The sequence below is a fragment of the Paenibacillus sp. AR247 genome (genome assembly GCF_002968895.1).
GTDB lineage: Bacteria > Bacillota > Bacilli > Paenibacillales > Paenibacillaceae > Paenibacillus_AQ > Paenibacillus_AQ favisporus.
The window spans coordinates 138,501-150,153 of sequence record NZ_PCZT01000024.1; the positions used below are offsets into that span (position 1 = coordinate 138,501).

General features: G+C 53.2%; 10 protein-coding genes, 1 tRNA gene, 1 pseudogene and 1 riboswitch. Of the genes and pseudogenes, 6 read left to right on the forward strand and 6 right to left on the reverse strand.

Features of this window, described 5'->3' with window-relative positions; all coding sequences use genetic code 11:
- The 5 genes from CPT76_RS38070 to CPT76_RS31480 form a co-directional block, all read right to left on the reverse strand.
- The coding region (locus tag CPT76_RS38070) for a hypothetical protein (protein ID WP_105445685.1) at window positions 1–513 on the reverse strand (513 nt) is incomplete at its 3' end.
- Window positions 514–580: 67 nt separating this feature from the next.
- Window positions 581–1,330, reverse strand: a complete 750-nt coding sequence (locus CPT76_RS31465) for a helix-turn-helix domain-containing protein (RefSeq protein WP_105445686.1) — start codon at window positions 1,328–1,330, stop codon at window positions 581–583.
- On the reverse strand, window positions 1,323–2,387 hold the full coding sequence (locus CPT76_RS31470; protein WP_105445687.1) for a tyrosine-type recombinase/integrase: 1,065 nt from the start codon (window positions 2,385–2,387) through the stop codon (window positions 1,323–1,325). Before CPT76_RS31470 ends, CPT76_RS31465 begins: the two co-directional genes overlap by 8 nt.
- Window positions 2,388–2,553: 166 nt before the next feature.
- Window positions 2,554–2,625, reverse strand: a tRNA-Thr gene (locus CPT76_RS31475).
- 13 nt (window positions 2,626–2,638) lie between these two features.
- A complete protein-coding gene (locus CPT76_RS31480; protein WP_105445688.1) occupies window positions 2,639–2,941 on the reverse strand; it encodes an MTH1187 family thiamine-binding protein in 303 nt (100 codons plus the stop codon).
- Between the two features lie 287 nt (window positions 2,942–3,228).
- Window positions 3,229–3,451: riboswitch (cobalamin riboswitch) on the forward strand.
- A gap of 234 nt (window positions 3,452–3,685) precedes the next feature.
- Between CPT76_RS31480 and CPT76_RS31485 the strand changes: the two are divergent.
- The 3 genes and pseudogenes from CPT76_RS31485 to CPT76_RS31495 all read left to right on the forward strand — a co-directional run bounded on the left by CPT76_RS31485 (window position 3,686) and on the right by CPT76_RS31495 (window position 8,286).
- Window positions 3,686–6,018 (forward strand): annotated as a pseudogene (locus tag CPT76_RS31485) (ribonucleoside-diphosphate reductase subunit alpha).
- A gap of 396 nt (window positions 6,019–6,414) precedes the next feature.
- Entirely contained in the window at window positions 6,415–7,446 is a 1,032-nt protein-coding gene (locus tag CPT76_RS31490) for a ribonucleotide-diphosphate reductase subunit beta (protein WP_105445689.1), read from the forward strand.
- 141 nt (window positions 7,447–7,587) lie between these two features.
- The gene (locus CPT76_RS31495; protein ID WP_105445832.1) at window positions 7,588–8,286 is read left to right on the forward strand and encodes a M50 family metallopeptidase; all 699 of its coding nucleotides are present in this window, start codon (window positions 7,588–7,590) and stop codon (window positions 8,284–8,286) included.
- A gap of 121 nt (window positions 8,287–8,407) precedes the next feature.
- Here CPT76_RS31495 and CPT76_RS31500 read toward each other — a convergent pair whose 3' ends face one another.
- Window positions 8,408–8,572 carry a DUF1328 domain-containing protein gene (locus tag CPT76_RS31500; RefSeq protein ID WP_076172824.1) on the reverse strand — a complete coding sequence of 55 codons (165 nt, stop codon included), beginning with the start codon at window positions 8,570–8,572 and terminating at the stop codon, window positions 8,408–8,410.
- A 155-nt stretch (window positions 8,573–8,727) separates the two neighbouring features.
- Between CPT76_RS31500 and CPT76_RS31505 the strand changes: the two genes are divergently transcribed.
- The 3 genes from CPT76_RS31505 (at window position 8,728) to CPT76_RS31515 (ending at window position 11,425) form a co-directional block, all read left to right on the forward strand.
- On the forward strand, window positions 8,728–9,198 hold the full coding sequence (locus tag CPT76_RS31505; protein WP_105445690.1) for a MarR family winged helix-turn-helix transcriptional regulator: 471 nt from the start codon (window positions 8,728–8,730) through the stop codon (window positions 9,196–9,198).
- 332 nt (window positions 9,199–9,530) lie between these two features.
- Window positions 9,531–10,826, forward strand: a complete 1,296-nt coding sequence (gene serS, locus CPT76_RS31510; RefSeq protein ID WP_105445691.1) for a serine--tRNA ligase — start codon at window positions 9,531–9,533, stop codon at window positions 10,824–10,826.
- Window positions 10,827–10,918: 92 nt separating this feature from the next.
- Window positions 10,919–11,425 (forward strand): DUF1572 family protein, encoded by a 507-nt coding sequence (locus CPT76_RS31515; protein WP_105445692.1) that lies wholly within the window; start codon window positions 10,919–10,921, stop codon window positions 11,423–11,425.
- Window positions 11,426–11,653 lie beyond the last annotated feature (228 nt).

The window sequence follows — 11,653 nt, forward strand, 5'->3', positions numbered from 1 at the left end:
AACAGTACCATATCGAGCCGATGCCTCTCTTATGATCGAATCACATTTAGCCCGTATCTCACGATCAGTTAACTCGTAAGCACCTTTGCCCTTATAGACCAACGCCATATCCGGTTGATTGTCGACGTCAATTATTACGTTTCCTAGTTGACCGTTATCGTTTGCGACAAGATCAATTTTTTCGATGACGAAATCATCTGTAACTACTGCTCCTTCGATATCGTGAGCAACAGCAGTTAGCAAAGCAACATTTTTTACTGCATCAAGCTGCGCACTTAACGCTTCCGACGCTTGCTTAAGCGCAGCGTTCTCGTCACGAATTGCAGCGCTCTCAGACTCCATTTTCACCTTCAAATCATTGATTTTTGTAGTTGCTAGGCTGTTTGTAAAATACCATGTTGCGATCGCCACTAAAACCCCGATGATTGCGACAACCATCGCAGCGATTGTTAATTTGCTGCTTCGTTCTATAACTTGCTGCTGATTCGTTTGAATAATAACTTCCTCATCCAACTTAAGACCCACCCTTCCCTCAACTGGTTATATTTTACTACACCAATATTTTACTTTCCACGAAAATCTATCCTCCCGCCAACTTCCGCTTGAAGTTGAGCGCCTCCCATTCCGCAAGGGCCTCGGTATATGAGTCGTAAAATACACCGACCGGAGAGTACACGTTCGGATTCGGTAGTCCTGTCCGCAGATCAACGGCCTTCTGGAAGTACCGATCGGCAGCTAAATCGATGACATCAGCCTCAAGTTTACCGCTAAATCTACGCGTCAGCATCGCGTATATGTCGGCGAAGTAGTGGTCGTAAAGGCTCGAGGTGTCGTTAAGTGGCAGCCTGTGTAATGCCTTTGCTAGCGTTTGTAAAATGGCTTCGTTGGCGCTCTTATTCATTTCTCTTTTAGAATCAAGATTATTTAAATCATTACTTACTTGTGTCGGTTTCTCCGCGTGCGGTTTTCCCACGTCGGGAATTTCCGTATGTGGAATATCCAGGTCTGGATCATCGATAATCGGCCGCTCGTAAATTACCGTTTCCATCCCGGTTATCCTATTTGATTCATCGCGTGACTGCTTACGCTCCACATAACCGGCTTGCTCGAGTTCTTTTAGCGCAGAATAAACGGCATCGCGGCCGTCTTTAGAGCGTTTAACGAGATCGGATACGAATACGCGCCAGTTGCTCGGTTTTGACAGGAGATACGCGAGTACGCCTTTCCCCTTCCAACTTAGACGCTCGTCCGATAAAAAATACGGGTCCATTATCGTATAACCGCTCTCACGCTTGGATACGCGGACGATACCGCCAGACTGCTTAGACATAGCGCCCTCTCTTTCTAGGACGCGGCAACCCTAGACGTGAGATCTGTGAGTACTGCGTATGACTATCCCGCATTGCTTCCTCGTTTACCTTAACGTATCCCTGTGTGGTCTTTATATCCGCGTGTGCCACTATTCGTTGAAGGGTGAACAGGTCGCCACCATTGAGCAGATAATTCGTTATGAAGTAATCCCGAAAACGGTGCGGAGAAACTTTCGTTGTCATCGTATCAATGCCGGCATCATTCGCATATTGACGCAGCCTCTTACGGAACTGGTCCGCCTTTAATCGATCACCGTAATTTGAAACGAAAATAAAGGACGTGTCGAAGTATTCGCGGTTCTCATCAATTAAACGAATAACCTCACGCAATACAGACGCTGAGATCGGAACAATGCGTGGTTTACGGTTTTTGTTTAAATGTCCTGGAAGACGAATGCATCGCGCCTGGATATCAATAAAGGACTCCTCTAAATGTAGCGCTTCATTAATACGCAATCCTGAATCAGCAAGCAACAACATTAAGACCCGATCCCTGTGGCCTGCGAATGTGCTTGTGTCGGCAGCCGCGATAATAGCCGATAACTGCTCGTCGGAGATGATGCTCTTTTCGGCGGTGTCTTTGCGTGGTGCTTTTACCTTCTCAGCCGGATTTGTTTGCGCCAACCCCTCCGTAGCCCAAAACTTGCACATCGTCTGTAATGCGCGAAGTCTCGAAGCTACTGTCGCCGGCGAAAGCGTCTTACCGTCCTTTTTGCGGCACTCTACGCCCTCGTAGCGCTTATGTTCGTGCGACATGTACTCTATGTATTCCCGGAGCGTAACGACCGTAATTTGCCCGATAAACTCAATCTCCGGATGTGCTTCCGTAAGCCATTCCCGGAAATACCGCCAGTAACTTTTGTAATCTGCGAGCGTCCGACTGCGTACGCCCTCCGTTCGTTTGGCGCTAAAGAACAAATCGAACCCGATATCTAACGGTGTCACTCCGATTTCTTGGCCGCGGCCCTTGCGTTTATTTATAATCGCTTGCTTACCCTTGCGCGGATCAATGCTCATAACAAAAAAGCCTCCTACAATGTACTGTAGGAGACTCCGATTTGACCGTATTTCAGCGTCTACGCTCGTCCATTTCAACGAATAGTGTGCGTCGACCTGACGTTGCCTATCCGTTACATTCAACGATCGTCCAAACGTTGATATTACGGGGAAATTGCGTGAAAGATGCTGGTGAAGGGAATTGAACCCCCGACCTACGCATTACGAGTGCGTTGCTCTACCCCTGAGCTACACCAGCGTGGAAAATGAATTTATTTCAATTTGTCGCGGACCGATTGCAGCTTCTGGGCGCTGGAAGAGGCTTTGTCCCGTCTGTCGTCGATTTTGACCGAAGTGGATACGCGCTGCGCGCCGGCCAGGAACGGTGCTTCGTGAAGGGCTGCAATCGCCTGCCATACATCCGGAAGAGTCCCCTCAATGATCGTGCTCATCGACGTCAGTTCGTAGCTGATCCCCTTCTGCTCCGCCAGCACCTGCTGCATTTGTGCCACATAGGAGCTCAGGCTGGTCGTGGCCGTTCCGATCGGAATGACCGTTACCTCTGCAATTGCCATGGTCGTGCGCCTCCTTTATCCTTTTGCAAGCGGATCGAACTTTATTCCTAATTTAATTGTACCCGACCGCCTGCGGAATCGCAAAAGGATAGCCTGCAAAATTTTTTATTCGCGTTTTTCCTGCAAATTTCGCCCGATTTCTACCTTTTCAGCCCCCTCTAGAGGCTAATCTCCAATGGTTCACAGTAGCCCCCGGGGGTCCATCTGGTATAATTCTCATTGCTCGTCTTTTAAGAGGAATTAGGTTTACAAACACAATATATTGGGTTAAATTAGTATGAAAGCAACCAAATATAGTGGAAACAGGTGAACACGGCTTGATTTGCCAGGCGTTCATAATAGGGAAGCACGGTGTGAATCCGTCACGGTCCCGCCACTGTAACCGGAAGGCCGAGAGCTCCGAGCTTTCGGCACGATATCGGCTAAGGCCACTGTCCGTCACGCGGACGGGAAGGCGCCGAATATCGCATTTTCGGGAGTCAGGAGACCTGCCTGTTTTGTCTCACGAAAGGCCTACGAGGAATAGGTGCGTGATGCCAGTCGATATCTATACATAGAGTGATAGATATTTTTTCCCATGCTCGTAAATAGGGCATACGGGATCTAGCGGCATTTTCGTACCTGTGCTTCAGGTTCTTCGGAAATGCCTTTTGTATGGGCAAGCACAGCAAGAGCTCCCTCTTAACAGCATCGTCCTACTTTCCGTTATACCAAATATACAAACTTTGAAAGGAGATCTGCACCATGCCGCAGCTCGTTACCAAACCGAACAACCGCCAGCTGGCTTTTGATGAAATCCGTCTCTCCGTTTATGCCGACCGAATCCTGGAGGGGCTGGAGACCCTGGACAAGGAGCGCCTCCTCCGGGGCGTGCAGAGCAAACTGCGCCGCGAGGAAGTCACCGGCGACGAAATCAGCAGCGCGTTCACGATGTCGGCGCTTGAGCTGGTCACCAAGGAGGAGCCGAACTGGAAGTTCGCCGCAGCGCGCTCGCTGCTGACCTCCCTGTACAAGAAGGCCGCTTACAACCGCCGCTACAAAGCCTATCCTGACGAGCCATATGGTGCGTTCTACCCTCTCATTACCGAGCTGGTGCAAAAAGGAATCTACCGCGAGGAGCTCCTCACCTGCTATACAAAAGAGCAAATTGAAGAATTGGGCCGCTGCATCGATTACAAATGCGACCTGCTGTTTGACTATATCGGGCTGCTGACCCTGTCCGACCGCTACCTGGCGCATGATTTCGACGGACGCGTTATGGAGCTTCCGCAGGAGCGTTACATGGTCATCGCCATGTACCTGATGCACACCGAGCCAGAGGACAAGCGCCTTGAGCTCGTGAAGGAAGCGTATTGGGCCATGAGCAACCTGTACATGACCGCCGCTACGCCAACGATGTCCAACGCCGGCAAGAAGGTCGCCGGACAGCTGTCCAGCTGCTTTATCGACACGGTGGACGACTCGTTGGAAGGGATTTTCGACTCCAATACCGACGTGGCCCGTCTCAGCAAAATGGGCGGCGGCATCGGCGTCTACCTCGGCAAAGTCCGGGCGCGCGGCTCCGACATCCGCGGTCACAAGAACACCAGCTCCGGCGTCATTCCTTGGATCCGCCAGCTAAACAACACGGCAGTCAGCGTTGACCAGCTCGGCACTCGCAAAGGTGCGGTTGCCGTCTACCTGGACGTCTTCCACAAGGACATCCTGGCCTTCCTGGACCTGAAGCTGAACAACGGTGACGAGCGCATGAGAGCGCATGACGTGTTCCATGGCGTGTGCCTGCCTGACCTGTTCATGGAGGCGGTCGAAGCCCGCGGCGAGTGGAGCCTGTTCTGCCCGCATGAAGTGAAGAAAATCATGGGCTGGAAGGATGCCAACGGCCGTCCGGCGGGTCTTGAGGATTATTATGACGAAACAGTAGGTCAGGGATCGTTCCGCGAGAAGTATGCCGAAGCGGTTGCCCACCCGCTGCTTCCAAGAATCACGGTGCCTGCGATCGACATCATGAAGCGCATCATGAAATCGCAGCTGGAAACCGGTACGCCGTACATGTTCTACCGGGATACCGTCAACCGTGCGAACCCGAACCGTGCACACGGCATGATCTACTCATCCAACCTGTGCACCGAAATTATGCAGAACCAGTCCGCCACCGTGGTGGAAAAAGAAGAACTCGTGACCAAAGACGGCCAAACCCGGATCGTCATTTCCAAGGTTCCCGGCGACTTCGTCGTCTGCAACCTGAACTCGATTCACCTGGCCCGTGCCGTTCCGGACAATGTGCTGGACCGTCTGGTGCCGATCCAGGTACGCATGCTGGATAACGTCATCGACATTAACAACATTGAAGTCCTGCAAGCCCAATATACGAACAGCCAATACCGCGCAGTTGGACTCGGCACCTTCGGCCTGCATCACCTGCTCGCCCTCGAAGGCATCCGCTGGGAGTCCGACGAAGCGGTTGAATATAACGACAATCTGTACGAAAAAATCAACTACCTGCTCGTCAAATCCAGCATGGAGCTGGCCAAAGAAAAAGGCCACTATCCGAAGTTCAAAGGCTCCGACTGGGAGAACGGCGCTTACTTCACCAGTCGCGGTTATGTCGACGGCGAGCATGAAGGCAAGTTCGTCACCACCGAGCAGTGGAAAGAGCTCCAGCAGGAAGTGCAGCAGAACGGCGTCCGCAACGCCTGGCTGTTCGCCATTGCGCCGAACGGATCGACTTCGATCATTGCCGGCTCCACCGCCAGCATCGATCCGCTGTACGACCTTCTGTCTTACGAGGAAAAAACGCCTACAAGATCGCCAACCCGGCTCCGGACCTGTCCGAGAAGACGATCTGGTATTACAAAACGGCATTCCTGATTGACCAGCATTGGTCCATCAAGATGGCCGCGGCGCGTCAGCGCCATATCGACCAGGCTCAAAGCTTCAATCTGTACGTTCGTCCGGATATCCGGGCGACGGAATTCCTGGAGCTTCACCTTCACGCCTGGAAAGCCGGCATCAAAACGACGTACTACGTCCGCAGCCGTGCGCTGACGATTGAAGAGTGCGAGTCGTGTGCTTCGTAAAAGATATTAAAGCCTAAAACCTTTTTCGACGGATTATCTTGATGTGAATATGTGCTGTGAGTCGCTTTCGTCCCCCTCCTGCTTTGCAGGTTATGGGGGACACGCTTTTACGTTTGAGCGGTGCGAGTGGTGGTCTCCTCGATTCTCGGAGACCCCTTGCGTCGCGCGGCTTGCTCCCTGTTTTGCTTCGCAAAATGCGGGAGCTCGCCACGCGTCCGGCTAAACGGATAAGTACAACTGGAATGGAAAGATACTGCATGAACCATTTGAGGCAGCATATCTGAAACCTTAAGTTAAAGATCACTGGTGCAGATCAACTGATATGGATTACAGCATTCTGCGACGGATGTTGATATATATGAACAAGCAAAATAAAGAACAAGGAGTGAATCGAGTATGCAAATGCAAAAGATTTTTAACACCGAGGCGCCGAACCGCTCGACCCGCATCATCGAAGGAGAATGCTCGGGCATCCTGAACTGGAACGATATCCGCATGCCCCATATGTACAAATTGTATAAAGTTCTGCTGCTGAACCACTGGATCGCCGACGAAATTCCGATGGCCAAAGACGCGCAGCAGTTCGTCAACCTCGATCCGGAAGAGCGGCGCACCTTCAAGATCAACATTTCTTTGCTCGCTGTGCTGGACTCGATGCAGACGATGTTCATCGGCGACGTAAAGCGTTATTTTACCGATTCCTCACTGGAGGCCATCTCGGCTATCATCGGGCAGCAGGAAGTCGTGCACAACCAATCCTACTCCTACGTGCTGTCTTCGATCGTATCGGAGCAGGAGCAGAAAGAGATTTTCGAATATTGGAAGCATGATCCGGTGCTGCTCGACCGCAACCGTTTCATCTCGGAAATTTACCAGGAGTTCCGCGACGAGCAGAATCCGCAAACGTTCTTTAGAGCACTTGTGGCCGACTTGATCCTGGAAGGCATTTTCTTCTACAGCACATTCGCCTTCTTCTACAACCTGGCCCGTGACCAGAAGATGATGGCGACCAGCCAAATGATCTCCTACATCCAGCGCGACGAGAACCAGCACTGCTATTTCTTCGGCGAAGTGTTCAAGCAGCTGCTCAAGGATTTCCCCGAGCTGAACACGAAGGAGAACATAGACTACGTCTACCGCACGATCGACCGCGCGGTAGAGCTGGAGACGAACTGGGCGCACTACACGCTCAGCGAGGTTAAAGGCATCGATCTGAATGAGCTGTCCGACTACATCAAGTACATCGCCAACAAACGCCTGAAAATGATGGGGATGGAAAAAGGCTACGAAGGCGTGGATTCCAACTGCATGCCATGGATTCGTCCTTTCTCCGACGAGGCGCTCAACGCCACCAAAACGGACTTCTTCGAAGCCAAATCCCGCAACTACGGCAAAGTCGGCGACGACAACGGATTCGACGATCTGTAAGCCGCTCGCCTGCAATATACTAGTTCCGCAACAACCGGGAAGTGCAGCTCCGCTGCGCTTCCCTTTTTCATTGGATCGTGTATGATGGAACAAAAGATTAGATCCGCATGTTACCGTTTGGAAAGGAGCTGCCCGTTGCCCGTGAATAAATCCTTGAAGGCTGTATTGTTTCTTGTCGCATCCGCGATTCTGACCCGGCTGATCCCGTTTTCCTCCTGGTTCCGCACCCTGGATACGATGATTCATGAGTTCGGCCATGCGGTCGTCACCCTGCTGCTCTCCGGAAGGGTTCTGCGCATCGAGCTCAACGCCGATCACAGCGGGACCACCTACTCCTATTTATCCTCCGGCTGGAGCTCCGTACTCGTTTCGCTGTCGGGATATACGATCGCTTCAATCTTCGCTGTGCTTCTGTTCTACGGGTACGCCAAACGCAAGCAGGCCGCCGGGCTGATCCTGATCACGCTGCTGGCTGCCGTCAACCTGCTCTTTTTTGTCCGGAACAGCTACGGCGTTTGGTGGCTCGTCATCTTTATGGCGCTGAACATCGTGTTTTATTTGCTGGGCAACACCGTGCGCAATTTCTATTACCTTCTGCTCGCCTTCCTTTGCCTGGAAGAATCGGTTGTCGGGCCGCTTACCCTGGCCATCACTTCCTTGACCAATCCGCGGCAGGCCGGTGACGCGGCCAACCTGGCTCATCTGACGGTGCTCCCTGCCATCGCCTGGTCGGTGCTGTTTCTGCTGTTTGCGCTTTGGTGCACCACCCAAAGCCTTACCTTGTTTTGGCGGAAGCCCGCGCGAAAGCCTGCTGCAAACACCAGCATGCGGACCGGATAAAACTCACGCCGTTTCGACTTTTCTCAACCCAAAAAAAGGCTTGTCCCACACGTATGTGGGCGCAAGCCTTTTCTGCTCTTATCGAGTCTTCGTATGAACGGGATCAGCGGCGCAGCTAGCGTCAACTGCTCCGTCTTCTGCCAAAAATCAGCGACAGAATAAACAGGATCAGGAAGACGAAGAACAGTACCTTTGCGACGCCAACGAGCGCAGAAACGATGCCGAAGAAGCCGAAAATCGCAGCTACGATGGCAATGATCAAAAACAAAATCGCGAGTCCGATCATCGTGATCACCTTTCTTTCGTTAGAATGTGGTACTTGTTTTTTAACCCTGAATCGGAGAATTGAACCTTGAAAAATGCCCCAGATCCGCATATAATTTGTCCATATTTGAACTGTTCATCATTGAACAAATTAATAAACGAAAGGTTGCCTGAGCCATGGATCACCAAGAACGCCAAGATCCTCAAATCAAGCTGGCCGGTGAAGTCGTTCAATCCTTTTCTGGCATTCAAAAACGCCTTCTGGAGTTTACCCGCAGCAACGCGGAGGGACTAGGATTAACCGTGCTGCAGCTCGCCATCCTGAACACGCTGTATACCGCGCCCGGCATGACACTAAGAGAACTAACCGAGCGTCTCTCTTCTCCTAAAAGCACCCTTAGCGTTCAAGTGGAAGGCCTCGTCCAATCGGGATTGGTGGACCGTGTTATCTCCGAGACAGACCGCAGGGAGGTCAAACTGAGCCTTACCACTGATGGACGGGAGCGTTCCCTTCAGTCGGCGGCTAAGCCCCGCTCCTACCAAGCCATGGCGTATGCCCTCGAGCAGCTCCCCGCTTCCGATGTGGAGAGCCTGCTCCGCATTCACCAAAGCATACAAAAGCTTTTGGAGGAGTATACATCCAGGTAAGGGATGTACGTATATTGTGCTTTTGATCGGTTTACGCTATACTAAACCGCAAAGAACTGAACAGTGACATTACGCCGATGAACAGCATCCAACTGTGAGGCGTTTTCGACCGGAGCGGATGGCGATTCCCGCGTGTACGCAGCATGACGGTGCAGCGTCTTCACCATTCTCTCTCTAAGTTAACCGGCCTCCGTCCGTTATCGCGGAACCAAGCGGATCGGCATTGCCTTCGGGCAGGCCGGTCAAATTGGGTGGCACCGCGAGCAAGCGCTCCTCGTCCCAAGGGATGAGGGCGCTTTTTGTATTTTTACAGGACAAAGGAGACGGTATCGATGCTAAACATTCAATTCATCCGTGACTATCAGGAACAGGTACAGCAAGTCGCGGAGCAAAAAAACATTCCCTTTCAGGTGGACGATCTGCTGGAATGGGACGAGAAGCGAAGAAGGCTGCTGCAGGAGACGGAATCGCTAAGGGCGCAGCGCAATGAGCTGACCAAGAGCATCGCGGGGCTGCTGAAGCAGGGCAAGGACGAAGCCGCGGAGCAGCTTAAGGGCCAAGTGAAGGAGATTAACCGCAGCCTGGACGGCTGCGAAGCCGGTCTGCGCGAGGCAACCAGCAAATTCGAGGAACTGATGCTGCTCGCCCCCAATATTGTCTCGGAGGACACGCCGATTGGCAAGGACGACAGCGACAATGTGGAAGTCCGCCGGATCGGGACGCCGCGGCCATTCGATTTTGAGATGAAGGATCATGTCACGCTCGGCGAGCTGCACGATCTGTTCGATATTCCGCGCGGGGTCAAGACGGCGGGCAGCCGCAGCTATTATTTGAAGGGAGCCGGCCTGTTCCTTCATCTGGCCGTTCAGCGGCTGGCAATTGACCTCCTGGCGTCGCGCGGATTTACGCCGATGGACGTACCGGTCATGGTCCGTCCCGAAGCGCTTGCCCGGTCGGGATTCTTCCCTACCGGGAAGGATCAGACCTATGAGCTGGCCGGTGAGGACAAGTGGCTCGTCGGCACTTCGGAGGTGTCGCTGGTGTCGTACTACAGCGACGAAGTGATCGACGCCGCCCTCCCTATCCGGCTCGCGGGCGTGTCGAGCTGCTTCCGCCGGGAAATCGGCTCGGCGGGCCGCGACGTACGCGGCTTGTACCGCGTCCACCAGTTCGCCAAGGTCGAGCAGGTCGTCCTCTGCGAGAACGATCCCGCGGCGTCGGAGGCGATGCTTCAGGAAATTACCGGCCATGCCGAGGAGATCCTGCGGCTGCTGGAGCTTCCTTACCGGGTGATGGCCGTCTGCACCGGAGACATGTCGCAGAAGACGTATAAGCAGTACGACATCGAAACCTGGATGCCGAGCCGCGGAGCCTACGGCGAAACCCATTCGTCGTCGAATCTGCTCGACTTCCAGGCCCGGCGCTCGAACATTCGCTACCGCGATGCGGAAGGCAGGCTGCAGTACTGCCATACGCTGAACAATACGGCGGTGGCCTCGCCCCGCATTCTGATCCCGCTGCTGGAAAACCATCAGCGGGAAGACGGCTCGATTTACATTCCGAGCGCCCTTCGGCCTTATATGGGCGGCATCGCCGAGCTGGTGCCCCCTGGCCCCAAAGCAGAGTAACCGTATTGTAGAGTCACCTCCCTGCTTGCCGGGAAAGAAGGATGGCCCCTATACTGGTGTGAAGAAGTCATTTTATTGCGGAGGTGGTTGGAATGAGTGCCCACGACATCGGAACTGAATATTTCCGGGTGGTCAACGATAAATTCGCCGAGCTGAAGCGTTCCGCCGAGAAGGCGATCGCGCAGGTTCCGGACGATAAGCTGAATTGGTCGTTAAACGAAGACTCCAACAGCATTGCGGTTATCGTTCATCATATGAGCGGGAATATGATCTCCCGCTGGACGAACTTCCTTGATTCCGATGGGGAAAAAGAAGGCCGCGACCGGGACAGTGAGTTCGAGGGCACCGTGGCCTCAAGAGAAGAGCTGCTGGACATCTGGAACCGCGGCTGGGGCGTCTTTCTGCAGGCGCTCGGCTCCCTCGGCAGCGGGGACCTGCTGCGGACCGTCTACATCCGGGAAAAGCCGCATTCAGTGCTGGAAGCGATCGAACGGCAGATGTCGCACTATTCTAGCCATATCGGGCAGATCATTTACATCGCCAAACAGATCCAATCGGACGCTTGGGAGACGCTGACGATTCCGCGCCGAAAGAACTAGCGGACAAAGAAAAACGCTTATCTCACGCACGTTCATATGAAGACAGACCGCGTTTATCCAAAAACGGGACCCGCCGGCATCACGCCGGGCAGGTCCCGTTTTTGCTTTCACGATCCTTATAGACTTTTCCCTTTCACCGCATACCGCTCTTCGATCCGGTAAACCTTCCAAAGGAGCACTGCCACGCCCCAAATCGGCCAGAAACCGCCACGACCAGGAAAACTACCC